The following is an 18246-nucleotide window of genomic DNA, read 5'->3' on the forward strand; positions in this document are numbered from 1 at the left end:
TTTTTGCGCATGACATTCGAACAATTCGAAACTTGGGCCATGTATATTTGTGTTGGTGGCCTGGTAGTGTTTATGTTTTTTATTGTGTGGGATCTCGCTAAAAAATCCAAAGCTGGCAAGTTTGGCACGTTCGTGCTGTTTGGTGTGCTTGGGTTTGCGATTATGGTTTTCGTTATCAAAGAAGTATTTGTCCACATGCTCGGTTAAATCGCTGACATTTATTTTTCAGTTAATCACCCGGCAACTACAACTGGATACTCTATGTTTCATTTTTTTGTTCCCGCCACCAAGGTACAAAAAGACCGTGCCATTATGCGCGAAACAGATGCGCGCGTGGCCAAGTACAGCCGACGCGGATTGATACTGAATTTCATCGTCTTTGTACTGTGTTTGGCTTTTGGTGATTTTCAGGAAAAAGAACACAACCTTGCCATTGTTCTGGTGACCGGCCTGCTGCTGGTAACACTCGGGCGCAGTTACTATCTCTTCCGTTTTGACACTCTCTATGCGCGTGCACCAGCGCGCTGGCGTAACCAATACTTCTTTGCATCTTGCCTTGGTGCTGCCTGGTGGAGTGTGATTCTGGTGACGCTCACTTGGGTACAAGGAATGCGTGATGAAACGCTGGTGATGTGGCTGTACTCAGTAGTGTTTTATTCCAGTGTTGCCAACGTATTTGCGCCATACAGGCATTTTCTTAGTTTGTATTTGGCGATAGGGCAAATTCCTGCTGCTATTACCGCAATTTTGTTAGGCACTGCAGAAGGAGCCCTTTACGGCAGCATTATGCTGGTGTTTTACGTGATGCTCAGCCACCAGGGCAAAGTGACATCACTGGCGTATTGGGAACGCTTGGAGGCGCACTATTCGCTGCGTGAGCGCGCTCAAGGGTTGGAAAATGAGAAGCGTAGCTCGCAAGCCCAAATTGAATTAAAAAATGAATTTCTGGTTAACCTCGGGCAGGAAATTCGTTCATCTATTAGCGATGTAATGAGCACCTTGTCATTGATAGATGACAGTCAATTATCAGAGCATCATCGCGAATTATTAACTACCGCCAACAAAGCCGCTGGTAGGCAAATCGATCTGGTTAATAACGTCGTCGATTTTTCCAAAATTACTACGAAGACCCTGGTGCTCGATGAAGTTGAATTTGATTTGCGCAGGGTTTTGGAAAAATTTGTTCAGGATTTTACGCTCGATGCACACCAGCAAGGCATAGAGCTGTATTACAACTTTGACCCTAATATGCCATTGCGGGTGAAGGGTGATGTCACGCGCTTGAACCAAATTCTGGCAACACTGCTCAACCATACACTGAAAGCCAGCCGAATAGATCATGTTTATATTGAGGCTCGTTTTCATCAGGAGCAGGATGACTTTGGTGAGTTACAAGTCATAATCAGTGACAGCGAGAAAAATGTCGCAGGTGAAAATGACCCGGAAGCCTATGAGAGCAAACAGACAGGTATTGGTTTATCTATTTGTAAAGGTTTGGCTGAATGCATGGGTGGCAGTATTCACCTGCGCGAAAATAAAAATCGCGGCAACCGGATTTTTATCAATGTCGCTTTGCAAGTCATTTCCCATGAAGAACGTCGATTTGGCTCTGAACAAAAATTGCGTGGAAAGCGCGCACTATTAGTGGATTTGCCGGATAGTAACGCCAATGCACTGGCAGACGAAATTAATGCGTGGGGCATGACAACGACAATCGTGGCGGGGCAAGAGCAAGCCATTGCCAAGTTACGTGAGCAGCGAGCTAATTCAGCTCCGTTTGATATGGTGCTCATTTTTACCAAGCTGAATAATATGAATGGTTTGGCGCTGTCCCGTGAAATTGTGGCTCACCCTGATGTTGCGGATGTAAAACAAATTATTGCGATGAGTATTTTGCAGAGCGATAGTCCGGAAATGAAATTGCATCTGCGTACGTATCCGCAAGTCAGCATTATTGAAAAACCTATCATGCGTCGTCGTTTGCTTGATATTGCAGTGCAAAAATTATTAAACCTGAATAGCGAAGACGAGCAACGCAAAACAAGCGATAAAGACACGGTTGGAATGTTGGTGATGCCCCGGGTTTTATTGGTAGAAGATCATCGCGTCGATCAAATGGTAATTAGCGCTATGCTCAAAAAGCTCGGCTGTTATGTGCAGGTAGCGCAAAATGGTTTGGAAGCGGTAGAAATTGTTGAAAAAGAACGCTTTGATTTGGTGTTGATGGATTACGACATGAAAGAGCAGGACAGTATTGTTGCTACAGAGAAAATCCGTAACTACGAGCGGATGACACACAGTTTGCGCCATCTGCCTATTATTGCAGTAACCTCAGCTCAGTCTGAAGCGGATCAAGATGTCTATTTGTCGGCGGGAATGGATGATCATATCAGCAAGCCGATCCGTTACGATGACTTGGATGCGCGGCTCCAACGCTGGCTGGAAAAGTCCAACACCTAGCAATCAGGTCTGCGCAAAGAAGCGTTTATATTCGTAAACTTACAAGCTGGGTCAAAATGCCGCTGATAAAATCAGCGGCATTTTTATTTTCAGGGAGCTGAATTTAAAACTATGCTGTAACGCATGTACAGGTTGTAGCATCACTGCATTGTTATCGTAAAACTACTATAAAAACCAAATAAACCATCAAACACTACACATAAAACAAACAGCGCATAAAGGGTTGGCAATGAACAGAGCTCATCAGAGTAATACCGTTTCGTCTGTCTTGATATCGATTCTCCAGTTTGTGGGAGCGGTAGCAGTCATTTTTGGCTTGGCAGCTTGTGGAAAAACAGAACCACCCGCGAGTACCGCAAAGCAGGAACAACCCACGCAAGAAACCGTTGTGGGAGCAAAAATACTGGTGTTCAGTAAAACAGCAGGCTGGCGCCATGATTCTATCCCGGCAGGTATTGAGGCTCTGAAGAAGCTGGCAGCTGAAAACCAATTTACCGTTGTTGCAAGCGAGGATTCCGGTTTATTTACCGACGCTGAGCTTAGTCAGTTCAATGCGATTATCTTTTTAAACACAACGCTTAATATCCTTGATGAAAATCAAGAACTGGCAATGGAGCGATACATTCAAGCCGGTGGAGGTTTTGTTGGTATACATGCGGCAGCAGATACGGAGTGGGAGGGTGATTGGTTTTGGTATCGCAATCTGGTTGGGGCTGTCTTTAAAAATCATCCGAATGAGCCAAGCAATGTGCAAATGGCAACGGTCAATTTCACCGATAAAAAACACCCTTCAACTGAAAAAATGCCAGATGAATTTTCTATGGCAGATGAATGGTACAACTATCGTGACATGTATGAATTTATCAACGTTGTAGCCAAGGTTGATGAATCTACCTATGTTGGTGGTGAGCATGATCACGATCATCCTATCTCTTGGTATCACGAATACGATGGCGGTCGTGCGTTTTATACCGGTATGGGGCATTCGGCTGAGGTTTATTCCAATCCCGATTTCCTGAAACATTTGTTGGGTGGTATCACCTATGCGGTTGGCCTCAATCATCGTCCTGGTTTTACACCGCGTTTGGATTACGCCAAATCGCGCCCTGAAAACAATCGTTTCATTAAAAAAACCTTGGTTGAAAATTTGGATGAGCCAGTAAAGCTGGCGTTTTTTCCTAATGGCGATGCCCTTATTGCGCTACGCCCAGGGAAATTCCAGCGCATTGAATACAAAACCAATCAACTAAGTGATGCCGGTAAATTGTTGACTGCATATGATAAATTTCAGGAGTGGGGTCTGGTTGGTGTTGCGGTAGATCCCGAGTTCGCCACAACCCAGGCGATTTATGCTGCGTTCACCACGAAAGATGCAGCAGGAAATGTACATCAGCGATTGTCTCGTTTTTTGTGGCGGAACAATCAAGTAGATGCAGAGACAGAACAATTAATTCTGGAATATCCGATCGACAATAACTGCTGTCATACCGGTGGCGATTTACAATTTGGCCAAAATGGCGAATTGTTTTTCTCAACGGGTGATAACACCAACCCGCATGATCAAGATGGTTACGCCCCTGTAGATCTTCGCCCCGGCATGAAGAAAAATGATGGTATGCGCGGACCCGGCAACACTCAGGATCTGCGCGGTAAAGTATTGCGCATCAAGCCGAAAGCAGAAGGCGGATACGATATTCCGGAGGGCAACCTGTTCAGCGATGCAGCCCAAGGTCGTCCGGAAATTTACGTAATGGGCGCGCGCAATCCCTACAGCATTACTTACGATAAAAAAACCAGCACATTGTTTTATGGTGACGTCGGGCCTGATGCAAGCAACGATTCTGAAGAAAAAGGTTCGCGTGGTTACGATGAAGTTAACCGTGTAACAGCGCCAGGAAATTTCGGTTGGCCGTTAGTGATTGGCCAAAATCGCCCTTACAAACAATACGATTACGTCAATAAAAAATCAGGCGAGTTTGTTGATGTAAATGCTCCTGTTAATTACTCACCGAATAATACCGGGGCAAAACAATTGCCACCTGCACAACCTGCATTTATTGCTTATCCCTATGGTATTTCGGATGTTTTCCCTGAGTTAGGTACTGGTGGACGCACGGCGTTGGTGGCTGACGTTTATCGTGCGAATGAGTATCCAGAGTCAGTGAATCGCTATCCGGCGTATTACAACGAAAAATTATTTATTGTTGATTTTATGCGAGCCTGGGTAAAAGCCGTAAGTTTTGATGAGCAAGGCCGCATTCACAAGATCGAACCTTTTGCTCCGCAGATTAATTATGCATTACCGATTGATGCGCGCTTCTCTCCTGATGGTACCTTGTATGTACTTGAATACGGTATGTCGTGGTTCACTGGAAATCCGGACGCTCGTCTTGCCCGTATTGAATATGTAGGTGCAGGTAACCGTCCGCCTGTTGCAGAAATCACAGTTAATAAAACCCAGGCGGGAATTCCTGCTGCTATCCAGGCGTCAGCCAAAAAGTCTATCGATCTCGACAGCGACAAGATGGTTTATAAATGGGTATTGGCGTGTGCAGATAATAGTTGTCCCGAGCGGCAGTTAGGCGATGCTCTTGATGTAAACTTATCATTCGATAAAGCCGGGAAATACAATTTAGCGTTAACCGTTACCGATGTGCACGGTGCCGTATCATCAACAAGCACCCAGCTTGAAATTGGTAATGAACCATCGCAGATTGAATTTTCATTAAACCAAAATCAATCATTTTATTGGGCTGATACGAACAAGTTGGATTACACCTTCACTGTTCACGATAAAGAGGATGGTGCCGTTGCTGAAATTGCCAACGCTAATCCGTTAATTACATTTGAGTATATTTCACCGGTTGGTGAAAAAGGTCAGGGACATCAGGTTGTTGATGTCATCCAACAAGCGAAAGCATTGATTGATGCCAATAATTGCCTTGGTTGCCATAAAGTAGATGAAAAATTGGTTGGTCCGGCATTTCGCGATGTTGCCCGCAAATATCAAAATGACCCCAATGCAATTAAGTACCTGGTTAATAAACTGGCTAACGGTGGTGCCGGCGTTTGGGGTGAGATGAATATGCCAGGCTTCTCTGGTTTGAGTGAGGCAGATCGCACTGCACTGGCCACGTATGTTTTGTCGTTAGCCGAGGATAACTCGCCTGAAGCCTTGCCTTTGTCTGGTGTAGTAGCGCTTGATTCCCATCGTAAAAGCGTAACGGCCTTAACAGGTAACTCTCCTTACGTTAGTCTCGGGGAGGCATATAAGTTTTCAGCCAGTTATACCGATAAAGGTGCGAATGGCATGCCGCCGATCAAAACGGTTCAAGAGTTCAAGTTAGTCCCTTATCGTTTTGATTTTGATAGTGTATTTAATCCGGACTTGGCATCCAAAGGTGTAGCGCAAGATACGTTCAGGGAAATCAAGACGATTAAATTTAATGCGGATGATAATTGGGCTGGCTTTGCGATAGGCCGATATGATTTGTCGTCAGTGAAGTCTTTAAAAATTGGAGCGTTATTTTTCAAAGAGCCAACCAAGTGGTTAGTTGAAGTTCGTCGTGGAGATGCACAAGGTGATGTATTAGCGCAAGGCGTACTGACCTCTCAGGAGTTGAAAACCTATGGTCGTACAGGGATTGCATTAAAAGAGTCTACAGGTTTCTTCGATGTGTATATCCAGATAAAACCTGAACAAAAAACCTCTGCAGAGCTGCGCTTGCAAGATATTAGTTTTGAAAAATAAAGCGGATACTTATAGCTAATCAGGATTGTTAACTTCTTAATTGAATTGGTTAATTTCGTTTACCAAAAAAACCACGCGTGCGTGGTTTTTTTATTGCTGGTATTTTGTTGCTTCTATTATTATTGTTGAATTGTGAACTACGAGTTTGCCTCGGCAATTGCGTCTGCACTGACAACACAGTTTCTGCCAAATTTTTTTGCCATATACAATGCATTATCAGCACGTTCAAAAAAGTCATTGATGTGCTCCTTGGTGGAGCCTTGGTAAGTAGCTATGCCAATGCTGATGGTCATATTAAAAATTTTACCATTGTGTGAAATAGCGGTTTCAGCAATTTGCTGGCGAATACGTTCGGCGATAATTTTGGCTCCTTCGGAATCTGTTTTTCCAAGTACAACCACGAACTCCTCGCCGCCATAGCGGAAGGTGATATCACTGCCACGGCACACGGATTGGATATTTTTAGCTATTTCACGCAACACCATGTCACCACGGTTATGTCCGTATTCATCGTTAATTTTCTTGAAAAAATCAACATCGATGATTAACAGGGATAATGAAGTGTGGTGGCGCTCTGCCATTTGCAACTCGCGGCGTAAGGCTGTATCCAGGGCGGCGCGATTGCCCAGCATAGTAAGAGGGTCAAGCAGCGCAAGGCGCATGGCAGATTGATAGCGGATTGAATTACGCAGAGGATAAATTAGCGAACTCAATAAAAACTCCAGCGTGATTAATTCTGCTTCAACGAAGCGCTTACTGCGGCTGAAAATGATCTCACCCAAATAGCCTTCATCTGTGGTCAAGCGATAATCGCAGTGGTGCAGGCATTCACGGCCCACTTTCAAGACATTGATATCGTCACTGAATTTGAAAACCAGGCCCGATACGTTGACCAGGGGTTGGATGTGTTTATAAAACAGATTGAGAATTTCCCCGGTGTCCAGGCTCATTTGTAACGCCTGTGACAGGCGAACCCGCGTGCTGAGCTCCTGTTCAGGTGTCAGGGGGATGAGAGGAATGTTGGCTGCGCCATTTACCTGATGGGAATTAGTCACCAGAGTCATGTCTCGCATATTCTTTACCTGTCACGTTAAAGGTTATTCGTCGCCTAATTGCCGTTTTTGAATAATTAGGCGTCAGTGAAAGGTGTTTAGCGAAATTCGTGCCAGTCGATTTTTATATTTTAATAGCTATTAAAATCAATTACTTACTGGATTAAGTTGATGTTGACTGGGGAGGTTGTCGTCAGGAAACTAGCGAGTCGATAGGTGTAAAGCGGAAACATTTTGCCGCCAGTCAAAAGTTTGTCGGCAACAGTATGCATAGACAGAGACCGCCAGTGGGGCGGTTTTCTGCCCAGATACGTCCTTTGTGCAAAGATACACTGCGATGGGCAATGGCAAGCCCCAAGCCGTAACCACCACTCTCGCGTGTGCGAGCCTGATCAGTACGGAAGAAAGGTTGGAATATATCGTCAAGGGCATCTTCAGGTACGCCAGGCCCCTGATCCATGATGTCTATACGATAGTGTTCTCCATCACCGGTTTTATCCAGTTGGATACAAATTTCGGAATTGTGGGGGGTGTAGAGTATTGCGTTACGCAGGGTGTTCTCGAACACGCCCACCAACATGTTCCCATGGGTTGAGACCAGCGCTTCTTCCAAAGGTGATTTGAAACGGATATTGATGTTTTTATCGTAGGCATCCTGTTGGTAGTTATCCATCAGGGTTTGCAGCATGCTGACCAAATCCACAGCGTCATCCAGCACCCAGCTATCTTGCCCTTGAACAGGTAATGTCAAAATTTCGGTGATAATGTCATTGAGATAATCTGCCGCTTGTTTGATGCGCGCTAACTCATTATCCACAACCCCATTGCTGCGCTGACGCGCCAATGCGAGTGCGATTTGCAACCGTGCCAGAGGGGTGCGCAGCTCATGGGAGACATCTTTGATTAGACGTTTCTGTTCTTGCATGGATTTTTCCAGCCGCTCGGTCATGTGGTCAAAGTCGCGACCAAGTGCCGCAATTTCATCGTTGCGCCCACGGAATTGCTCGCTAATGCGCACACTTAAATCGCCACGCGCAATTTGCTGGGTAGCTTTTTGGAGTGTGTTGATGCTGCGGGTGAAATGACGTGCAAGAAAAAAACAGGCAGATCCACTGACCAATATTGATACCAGTAATAACGGCCAAATATTATCGAGGAAAAGTTCCCAAATAATATCCCGATCCTGACCTTCATCACGCCCGGCTGAAATGGTAATTAGCTTCACGCTATTGCCATCACTTAATGTTATGTAGCGCCCGAATAATTTACGGTTGCGATCCTGTACCTTATCGAATGGGTGTTTAAAGGTGAGGCGTGGAGCCAGGAACATGACTCCTGGCGGCAGTGGGCGATCAAGCAGATCGCGATTTTCCTTATCGACGACGTACACAAATCGGGTTGACCAGGCAGGCATTGCACGCAAGTCCTGAATCAACTGTTGTGTGTTGCGGTTAACCGCATTACCTACCATTTGGAAGAGTAAACGTTTTGCGGGGTCATCATCATTGGTCATGCTGCTGTGTTGCAGATTGCCGTCAGGCGTCATGTCAAACCAATGCACAACAATATTGGTGCCGATAATAATCGCCACCGTAATCAACCAAAATGTAAGAAATATTTTTAGATAAAGACGTGTCATCAATTTACAGGATCATCATCGTTCATCGTTAGCATGTACCCGGCACCGCGTACATTGATGATCAGATCCTTTGATGAGCCTGCAGCAGTAATTTTTTTGCGGATGTTGCTCACATGCACATCGATACTGCGATCGTAGGGGGTCAGTTTGCGGTTAAGTGCTTGCTCGGTCATGTCATCTTTGCTGATGACCTGTCCTGCGCGGCGCACCAGTATTTCCAGTACGCTAAATTCAGTTCCGGTAAGGGCGACTTCCTGATTTTCCCAGGTTGTCGTACGTGTTCCCAAATGCAGTGACAATTTTCCGGAGGTGAGTCGCTCAACGCTGCTGGGCGATGCTTCTTTTTGATTGGCGCGACGCAAGATAGCGCGGATGCGCGCAACCAGCTCGCGAGGGTCACAGGGTTTGGATAAATAGTCATCGGCACCAATTTCCAGCCCGATAACACGGTCAACAGTATCGCCTTTAGCGGTGAGCATGATTACTGGTGTTTGATTGTGCTGGCGCAAATTTTTCAACACATCAAAACCATTGCGCACGGGCAACATCACATCAAGCACTATGACGGAGTAGGGATGCTTCAAAGCAAGATCAAGAGCCGTTTGTCCATCAAAAGCGGTATCTACAGAGAAACCTTCGGTTTGGAGGTATTCGGTCAATAATTGACTGAGTTCTTTGTCGTCGTCGATGAGCAGAACTTTAAGCATGGTCGTATCTAATCCCCTGTTGGAAGGCGCTGAGTGTGCACCAGCCCTTGTTGAGAGTCATGATTCTTTGGAATTCATTAACCAATCTTAACATTATCCTGACCATAATGGATTCACAGGCTCGGATACAGGCTGCCGGGCATGAGAGCTGAACCAGCCTGATCACATTGCCAGAGGAATATTGTTATGAAATCGATCACGTTATTGTCTGTTGGAGTCGTCTTGTTAAGTGCTGCCAGTGTAATGCCGGCTATGGCGGGAAGTTCAGGAAAGCACTGCGATGTTAAGCATCATATCGGCCAGTGGGGTGGGCATGATGGTATGGGTGAGCGTGAGCTTCGTCACCTGAGGCACGCTTTGGATTTGACCGATGAACAAAAAGCAACACTTGCAAGCCAGCGTGACACCAATAAAGCAGAACGCGAAGCGCTTCATGCCAAGTTGTCTGGAGCGCGCGCGGCATTGACAACGGCTGTTGAATCCGGAGCGAATGACGCTGAGTTGGCGGTGTTGGCTGATACCTTGGGCAAATTGCAAGCTGAACAAGTGTTGGCAGGCTTGAAGGCACGGCAAGCGTTTTTCGCCATACTGACAGATGAGCAAAAGGCAAAAATGGCTGAGCTCAAGACCAAACGTATGGAGCGTAAAAAAGAACTTAAATCGGAGCGCAAAGAAACCCAATCGTCATAGTTAATCAGTGTTACTTCTTTTTTGGCTAAAAACCCCGCTTAGCGGGGTTTTTTATTGGCGGATGATGGATTGGATCTAATTTCCGGATTAGTCCCCATATCGGGCTTGCTTGTATAAAGCATTCTTGGGAAAATCCGCGCCGTTTTTAGCGATCCTGCTATCTCCTGTTTATTCCTGCTTCCCGAGGTTATCGTGGCACAGATAGGTCTGTTTTTTGGTAGTGACGAAGGTAATACCGAGCGCGTTGCTTATCGTATCCAAAATCGTTTTGGTGTTGATGTTGTTGACGTTCGCGATATCAGTGATGCCACACAATTGGATTTTGCCAATTACGACAAAATTATTTTGGGAATTCCCACATGGGATTTTGGCCAGATTCAATCGGATTGGGAAGAATTTTGGGATGATATTGCTGCGGTAGATTTTTCGGGTAAACAAGTTGCGTTATTTGGCTTGGGCGACCAATTTGGATACGGTGATTATTTCCTTGATGCGATGGGAATGCTGCATGATGTGATTATCCAGTCCGGCCCTGAAATAGTGGGGCATTGGCCAACGGATGGTTACGAGTTTGAAGCATCAAAAGCAGAAATTCCCGGTGCAGGCCATTTTGTTGGTTTGGCATTGGATGAAGATCAGCAAGAAAATTTGACGGCGGATCGTTTGAACCGTTGGTGCACCCAAGTTCATGTTGAATTCGGTTTGGATTCACCGCTAAATCTACTGGATGACAATTGATTGCAAAGCGCTATTCCGCTTGAATCTTCAAAAATAAAGGACGCATATGCGTCCTTTATTTTTTACTGCAAGAGCGTTTCAAGCTTCTGCCACGAAAACGGCACGAATGGGAGCAGGGTGCCCTTCAGCCGTCAAAGCAGGATTATCAGGGTGTAAAAATTCAGGTAGAGAATGAAAACGCATCCATTCTGTGGAGCGTTGTTCTTCTGTGGTGGTTGGACAGACATCGACTACGCGTGGATTACTAAAGCCCATCTTGCGCAGCCATGACAGCATGGTTGCGCAGCTTGGTAAAAACCACACATTATTCATCATGCCATAGCGCCCCTCGGGTACTAATACATCCCCTAGTTCGCCCTCAATAACTAATGTCTCTAGTACAAGTTGTCCGCCGGGGCGCAGGGTATTTTTTAATTCCAGCAAATGATCCATTGGCGAGCGGCGATGATAAAAAACGCCCATTGAAAAAACCGTATCAAACGCTTGCAATTTTTCTGGTAAATCTTCGATACCAAGCGGCAAAACATCTACAGGATAATTAGCACCGGCAAAATGTTTTACCATGTGAAATTGCACAATAAAGCGTGGCGACGGGTCAATACCAATTACGCGTTTTGCACCTTCGCCTAACATGCGCCAGCAGTGATAACCATTGCCACAGCCTACATCAAGAATTAGCCGATCTTTTAATGGTGCGAGGTGAGGAAGAACCCGATCCCATTTCCAATCAGAGCGCCATTCGGTATCGATGTGGATGTCATGGATGAAATAAGGGCCTTTGCGCCACGGAATGAGTTCCTGCAATGCTGTACGAATGTCATCGCGTGTCGCTTCATCACAATCGCTACGAGAGCCAATTTGTACGCGTTGTGATAATTCAATCTGACTGGCAACGACACTAGGGAGTTTTGCTAGTGAGGCTTTCCAGCCAGCCAGATCGCCGTAACGTTTTTCACACAACCCAGCAGCGATTTGTTCGGGAAGTTTGTCTGCCCATGCAGCAAGAGGAGAATCTTTTAACGCGAGTAATAAAGTGTCGTAATGAATAGAGGTCACGGCTTTTCTTCTGTAACAGTATTGGTTAACTATTTGATGGCAATCAAAGAGGCAAAATTAAAACATTGAAACCAGACATCGACGCTGTGGAATCCTGCAAGGCGCAATCGTTGGCGATGTGAGTCGAGTGTTTCAGGAACCAGATAATTTTCGATTGCTGCACGCTTTTGCGCAATTTCCAAATCGCTGTAGCCATTGGCGCGCTTAAAGTTGTGGTGTAACTCAGTCATTAGTTGCTGATGTGGCTCATCATCAAATACGACTTTTTCAGAGATGATTAACACTCCGCCAGGATTTAACCCTGCGCAAATACGGCGCAACATTTCTAACCGTTCTTCGATTGCAATAAACTGCAAAGTGAAATTTAACACTGCCATAGACGCATTATGGATATTCACATCCTGAATTTGCGCTTCCATCAATTCCACTGGAATTTCACCGCTGTCTGCTGCGATTACTTGTGCGCAGCGGGCAATCATTGCCGCTGAGTTATCGACCCCGATGATTTTGCAATTAGCGGCCTGAATACGATGACGCATTGCCAGAGTGGCTGCACCAAGTGAGCAGCCCAAGTCATAACATTGACTATTGGCCTGAACGTAACGCTCTGCCAGGTTGCCAATCATATTAATAATCGTGGCGTAACCTGGAACCGAACGTTTGATCATGTCAGGGAAAACATCGACAACGCGTTGGTCAAATGCAAAGCGGCTAACGTCTGCCAGTGGATTGGCGTAAATAGTATCGGAATTGTTTTTTTGCATAATGCTGACTGGTTAGTGGCACATTTATCAGGAAGTAATGATGTGTGCATTGTACTCTGCAAATGTTTATGACAACAAATTAAGAAATTCATAAAAGTGTCATATTTCTGAAGGAATATTTAAAAAATCGATTCTCATCCGTTATAAGTTGTCTATCTATGTCCTTGCAGAGTCCCGTCCTTAATCCCATCACCCTGCAGCAAGAGTTAAGGCGCTTGATTGAGTTCAAGCTGCTTACGCCAGTATTTCAACCCATTATAGCGCTAGAGAATCCCCGAATTATTGGTTATGAAGCGTTAATTCGCGGTCCGCAAGATAGCCCGCTCCATAGACCGGATTTGCTGTTTTCCATCGCACGCGAGTCGCGCTTGTTAGCCAGTTTGGAATTTGCCTGCCGCGAGGTGTCCTGCGAGCGTTTTGCCGAGTTGGAGCTGCCTGGAAAATTATTTCTGAATATGAGCCCTATCAGTTTTACTGATAGTCAATATCGCGATGGAGTTACCCGCGAAATTTTGCAGCGTGTCGGGCTGGATGCTGAGCGCGTGGTGTTTGAATTGACGGAGAGTCAGCCACTGGATGAGCTCGATTTGTTAAGGGCAGCGTCAGATCACTTCCAGCGTCAGGGATTTGCTGTTGCGCTGGATGATTTGGGTGCGGGCTATGCAGGCTTGCGTGTATGGAGTGAGTTGTGCCCTGATTATGTCAAGATTGACCGGCATTTTATTAGTGGCATAGATAAAGATCCTGTAAAACGCGAATTCGTGCGTGCCATGCTGGATATTGCCCATCGTATCGGCCATAAAGCAATTGCAGAAGGAATTGAGACGGCAGCGGAATTTAATACCCTGATGGCAATGGGGGTTGAGTACGCGCAGGGATATTTTATTGCCCATCCCCATGCAAATCCCTCTACAGTCCTGCCTGAAAAAATAACGCAGCTGGCCGGTATATCCAGACCTCGCTATCAAGATCACTTTACCCGCACGGTAAGTGAAATTGTTACGGATTCTGTGAGTATTCGTTCAACCGAATCCGCCGAAAACGTGGTGAAAATGTTTCGTGCAGATGTTCGCTTGAGTTGTGTTCCAGTTGTTGACGGTGAAACACCGCTGGGAATGGTGAGTCGCGCAGAATTATTAAATATTTTTTCGCGCCGCTTTGCGCATGAATTGCATGCCGAAAAGCCAATAAAAGATTTCATTAGTCCACTATCAATTATTGTTGATATCAATACCGAACTTAAAGCAGTAGGGCAAATTATCAGTGAGGATCCACAGCAAAATCTCAGTGTAGATTTTATTGTGTGCGAGCAGCAGTCTTATCGTGGTGTGGGTAAAGTACGTGATCTGTTGCGTGCAATTACCGAAGAAAAATTACGTGCAGCACGACACAGTAATCCATTGACCCAGTTACCCGGAAATGTTCCCCTGTATGAGTGCGTTGATCATTTGTTACTGACCCAAAAAGAATTTGTCGTGGCCTATTGCGATATTAATCACTTCAAACCTTTCAATGATGCATTTGGTTACAGTGCAGGTGATGAAGTGATACTGCAATTGGGAAAAATTTTAAGTGAGAGCATAGACGAGCGATGTGATTTTGTTGGCCATGTAGGTGGCGATGATTTTATCCTGGTTTTTTGTAGTACCGATTGGCAAGAGCGCTGCGAGCAAATATTGCACAAGTTCAAAAGTGTCAGTCACCAATTCCTGCCTGGCAATTCGCCAGAATACTGGAGTTTTGATCGTCAGGGGCAGCGGCAAAAATTTGGAGCATTAACCTTGGCAATAGGTTGTGTCACTCCTGATGTGAACCTATGCAAAACCCATCATCAAGTGTCGCAGTTACTGGCTGAGGCCAAACACAGTGCCAAAATGCAAGGCGGCAACCAATTGTTCCAATCTCGCCGCCGCAATCCTCCTGTCGATGCGAACTGAGTATTCCCACTCAATAAACCAGCAATAATAACCCTAGCACTCACATAATCCTGAGCTATCCTTACTGTGATTTCTTTCTGGAGGTAAAGGCATGGCTGATCTTGGCTATTACAAGATGCACGCGCTGATTATTGATGATTTCGAAAATTTCCGTGGCACGCTCTACAAAATGCTGATGGATCTGGGCATAGGGAATGTTGATACTGCAGCCAGTGGGGAAGAAGCACTGCGTTTTTGCAAAGCACGTACGTATGACCTGATTCTCTGTGATAACAATCTTGGCAAAGGCAAAAGTGGCCAGCAGGTATTGGAAGAGCTTCGCTCGACTGAAAATCCATGCTCCGACAGTCTATTTATACTGGTTTCGGCTGAGTCTAGTAAAAGCATCATTATGGCGGCTTATGACTATGAGCCGGATGCTTATCTTGCCAAACCCATAACTCCCAAAGCGCTGGATCAACGATTGGGTCGCCTGATCGAACAGCGTGCTGAACTAAAAGCGGTCCAGGCCGCCCAAAAAGCAGGCGATTACCAACAAGCAATCAAACTATGCAAAGAGCTAATTGCTGGTGGAAGCCGTCACGCCAATAGTTGTCAAAAACTGTTAGGTCAACTCTATTTAGCTGTCAACGATGTTGCAGCCGCAGAAGCGCTTTACCGCACTGTATTGGATAATCGCGAATTGGAGTGGGCACAGTTGGGGATGGTAAAGACAAAATTGGCGCAGCATGATTATCTGGGCGCACAACAGTGGCTGGAAAACATTTTGCAGGGCAATCCCCTGTGCATGAAAGCCTATGATTTACAGGCAGAGCTTTTCAAGCTGCAAAATGATACGGAGGGGTTGCAAAACATTTTGCAGAAAGCGACCGATATTTCACCACTGTCTATTCTTCGGCAACAAGCTTTGGGTGATATTGCGCAACAAAATAACGATTTGGTTACGGCTGCAAACGCGCTAAGACGTGCAGTTAAACTTGGTGAACACTCCTGTTTTGATAAAGCAGAAGTACATTCATTATTTGCCCAAACCACAATTGATTTACATTCAATTGATAAAGAGCTGGCTAAGCCTTTGGTTCGCGATGCAATCAGTTGCATTATTAATTATGAAGATAATTTTGGTAAGACCCAGCTTAAAAAGGCAGAGTCATTACTGCTGGAGAGCCAGTTGCAGGTGTGTGCTGGCGATCAGCGCCGTGCGCAAGAAGCACTGAGTAATGCGCAAACAGTTTTGGGCAATACCAAGGATGCCGATGCACTCCCTGTGCAGATTGAAATGGTTCGCGCATTGCGCGTGCTTGGTAAAACAGATGAGGCGCAGAGGCGCTTGACGGATTTGTTGCAGCATTATGCAAGTAATGAAGACCAGTTGCAGAAGCTGGATGTTTTATTGGACGAGCCGCGCAGTGAAAAGAATAAGCTGATGGTGGCCGAAATCAATAAAAAAGGGATTGCTGCTTACAATGCCAAAGATTTTTCCGCTGCGGCAGATTCTTTCAAAATTGCATTACAAAAGCTGCCCAATCATGTTGGTCTTCGCTTGAACTATGTGCAAGCAATGATCGATAAATTAAAGAGTAATTTTGAACAATCCACGAATGAAAAAATCCAGCAGGCGTTTACCAAAGCGAGCGCAATTATTTCCACTCAGCATCCCCAGTATCAGCGTTATCGCCAGTTAAATGAGGTATATACCAATCTGGTAAAAGCCTATGAAAAAAATAGCCGAGGTTAATTGTGACTCCTACAACTGATCAACCATCTGATAATGGAAACACTGGACAAGTGCCGATTGATTTTGCGTTTGTGTTAGCTTCCAGTGTTCACGATATGAAAAATTCACTGGGTATGTTGTTGCATACCTTGGCTGCAATGATGGAAATCTCTCCGCCTAAAGATGCAGAGCAAGCACGGTTTTTTTCCACCTTGGAATACGAAGCAGCACGGATAAATGGTGAATTGGTTCAGTTACTATCACTCTACAAGATGGATGAAAAAACCCTGGCGATAGTGATAGATGAGCATCATGCTATCGATATTATTGAAGAACAAATTGCCCGGAACGACACTTTATTAAAATCAAGGAATATTGATATACAAATTGATTGTGATTCTGATTTGGTTTGGTATTTTGATAATGAATTGGTAGGCGGTGTATTAAATAATCTGATCGTAAATTGTGCGCGCTACTGTAAAAAGCAACTATTGGTGAGCGCAACAGAAGAGAACGGCTTTTTATGTATCGCAGTAGCAGATGATGGCCAAGGGTATCCTGATAACATGCTCTTGGGGCCGTTGCCGCAAGCTGCAGTATCTTTTAATTCCGGCAATACCAAGCTGGGTTTGTTATTCGCGCGCAAGGTGTTGGAATTGCACAAAACCAAAAAAGGGCAGGGATATATGACAATTGCCAATAATGGACCTTTGGGTGGAGGAGTGTTGAAATTATATTTGCCTTAATGATGCCGGATACATACTGGTTGGGTGTTGAAATCACCTGTTCGCTATTGCATCATCTAAGCTTACGTTTTCCATTTCAGGTTTGTCTTATGCTCAAAATCCGCTTCAAAGATAACAAATACAATGCGGTATGGCTGGTTGAGCCAAAAATCACCATAGGTCGCTCAGCAACAAATGCACTGGTCATCGACGATCCCCTTGCCAGCGATGTCCATATGGAGGTGTTGGTTGATAATGAGCATTTAACGCTGCGGAATTTGATACCTTCACAGCCAGTAATAGTAAATGGACAGGCGGTTACCGGTGCTTGTGAACTAAAACCGGATGATCAGATCAGTTTGGGGCGGGTTGAGCTTGTCGTAATTGACCCCAAGCGCGAAGCCAAAATTGTTGCAGAAGAGTCAGCCAGTGTAACGCAGTTGCGCACGCCACAAGTGACAGGCTGGTCTCTCAAAGCTCACCACACGGCCTTGGCCAACCGCGTATATCCGCTAAAAGACATTAATGTAATTGGTCGCTCCAACGACTGTGACATCAGTCTGGCGGCTGCGCATTTATCCCGCCGTCACGCCCAGCTGCAAATTATTGATGGTATGTTGTTTGTCAAAGATTTGGACTCAGCGAATGGTACCTTTCTGAATGGTAAACGCGTTGCCGAAGCCAGAGTAAGGCGTGGCGATGAGTTGCGGTTTGATGCGCTGACATTTGGTGTAATGGGGCCTACCGACGATATGGCCAAAACGACAGTGCGCAAAGCCCCGATAAAACCCGAAGTACCTGAAATAAAATCCAGACCTTCACGGGAAAAAACATCGGCACCAACGCGTGCCTCGTCACCAAATCGGTCATCGGCAGCGATGCAACCAAAACCCGCGCCTGATAACGCCAAGGGTAAATTTGGCTTAATTTTCCTGGGTGTATTGGCTGTTGTGGTTATAACAACCCTGATCCTAACGCGAAAATAATTATTGAAGCTTTGCAGGAAATGG

Annotated in this window: 14 protein-coding genes; 9 read left to right on the plus strand and 5 right to left on the minus strand. The window is 45.4% G+C overall.

Translation table 11 applies throughout. From position 1 onward, the window contains the following. The first annotated feature begins 9 nt into the window (after window positions 1-9). The 3 genes from VC28_RS04970 to VC28_RS04980 all read left to right on the plus strand — a co-directional run bounded on the left by VC28_RS04970 (window position 10) and on the right by VC28_RS04980 (window position 6211). Window positions 10-207, plus strand: coding sequence for a DUF2788 domain-containing protein (locus VC28_RS04970; protein ID WP_049629676.1), 198 nt, complete (start codon window positions 10-12; stop codon window positions 205-207). A 54-nt stretch (window positions 208-261) separates the two neighbouring features. Continuing rightward, window positions 262-2460, plus strand: coding sequence for a response regulator (locus VC28_RS04975; protein ID WP_049629677.1), 2199 nt, complete (start codon window positions 262-264; stop codon window positions 2458-2460). 229 nt (window positions 2461-2689) lie between these two features. Next, window positions 2690-6211 carry a ThuA domain-containing protein gene (locus VC28_RS04980; protein WP_082191413.1) on the plus strand — a complete coding sequence of 1174 codons (3522 nt, stop codon included), beginning with the start codon at window positions 2690-2692 and terminating at the stop codon, window positions 6209-6211. A 137-nt stretch (window positions 6212-6348) separates the two neighbouring features. On the opposite strand, the gene VC28_RS04985 is transcribed toward VC28_RS04980, so the two are convergent. The 3 genes from VC28_RS04985 to VC28_RS04995 all read right to left on the minus strand — a co-directional run bounded on the left by VC28_RS04985 (window position 6349) and on the right by VC28_RS04995 (window position 9609). After that, complete coding sequence (locus VC28_RS04985) at window positions 6349-7284, minus strand: GGDEF domain-containing protein (protein WP_231591650.1); 936 nt, start codon at window positions 7282-7284, stop codon at window positions 6349-6351. 223 nt (window positions 7285-7507) lie between these two features. Next, window positions 7508-8902: an ATP-binding protein gene (locus VC28_RS04990; protein WP_049629679.1), complete on the minus strand. Its 1395-nt coding sequence runs from the start codon at window positions 8900-8902 to the stop codon at window positions 7508-7510. After that, window positions 8902-9609, minus strand: coding sequence for a response regulator transcription factor (locus VC28_RS04995; RefSeq protein ID WP_049629680.1), 708 nt, complete (start codon window positions 9607-9609; stop codon window positions 8902-8904). The genes VC28_RS04990 and VC28_RS04995 overlap by 1 nt, the downstream gene beginning before the upstream one ends. Window positions 9610-9795: 186 nt before the next feature. Here VC28_RS04995 and VC28_RS05000 point away from each other — a divergent pair, with 186 nt between their 5' ends. Both VC28_RS05000 and VC28_RS05005 read left to right on the plus strand, forming a co-directional pair. After that, window positions 9796-10299 (plus strand): Spy/CpxP family protein refolding chaperone, encoded by a 504-nt coding sequence (locus VC28_RS05000; protein WP_049629681.1) that lies wholly within the window; start codon window positions 9796-9798, stop codon window positions 10297-10299. A 192-nt stretch (window positions 10300-10491) separates the two neighbouring features. Continuing rightward, window positions 10492-11037 (plus strand): flavodoxin, encoded by a 546-nt coding sequence (locus VC28_RS05005; protein WP_049629682.1) that lies wholly within the window; start codon window positions 10492-10494, stop codon window positions 11035-11037. Between the two features lie 78 nt (window positions 11038-11115). Here VC28_RS05005 and cmoB read toward each other — a convergent pair whose 3' ends face one another. Both cmoB and cmoA read right to left on the minus strand, forming a co-directional pair. Continuing rightward, window positions 11116-12084 (minus strand): tRNA 5-methoxyuridine(34)/uridine 5-oxyacetic acid(34) synthase CmoB, encoded by a 969-nt coding sequence (gene cmoB / locus VC28_RS05010; protein WP_156184382.1) that lies wholly within the window; start codon window positions 12082-12084, stop codon window positions 11116-11118. 38 nt (window positions 12085-12122) lie between these two features. Continuing rightward, entirely contained in the window at window positions 12123-12857 is a 735-nt protein-coding gene (cmoA, locus tag VC28_RS05015; RefSeq protein WP_049629684.1) for a carboxy-S-adenosyl-L-methionine synthase CmoA, read from the minus strand. Window positions 12858-13015: 158 nt separating this feature from the next. Here cmoA and VC28_RS05020 point away from each other — a divergent pair, with 158 nt between their 5' ends. The 4 genes from VC28_RS05020 (at window position 13016) to VC28_RS05035 (ending at window position 18222) form a co-directional block, all read left to right on the plus strand. Beyond that, window positions 13016-14794, plus strand: coding sequence for a bifunctional diguanylate cyclase/phosphodiesterase (locus VC28_RS05020; protein WP_049629685.1), 1779 nt, complete (start codon window positions 13016-13018; stop codon window positions 14792-14794). A 91-nt stretch (window positions 14795-14885) separates the two neighbouring features. Next, on the plus strand, window positions 14886-16532 hold the full coding sequence (locus VC28_RS05025) for a response regulator (protein ID WP_231591651.1): 1647 nt from the start codon (window positions 14886-14888) through the stop codon (window positions 16530-16532). A 2-nt stretch (window positions 16533-16534) separates the two neighbouring features. Beyond that, window positions 16535-17257 carry a sensor histidine kinase gene (locus tag VC28_RS05030; protein ID WP_231591652.1) on the plus strand — a complete coding sequence of 241 codons (723 nt, stop codon included), beginning with the start codon at window positions 16535-16537 and terminating at the stop codon, window positions 17255-17257. An 89-nt stretch (window positions 17258-17346) separates the two neighbouring features. Further along, window positions 17347-18222, plus strand: a complete 876-nt coding sequence (locus VC28_RS05035; RefSeq protein WP_049632182.1) for an FHA domain-containing protein — start codon at window positions 17347-17349, stop codon at window positions 18220-18222. The last annotated feature ends 24 nt before the right edge of the window (window positions 18223-18246 follow it).

The sequence above is a fragment of the Cellvibrio sp. pealriver genome (genome assembly GCF_001183545.1).
Lineage (GTDB): Bacteria > Pseudomonadota > Gammaproteobacteria > Pseudomonadales > Cellvibrionaceae > Cellvibrio.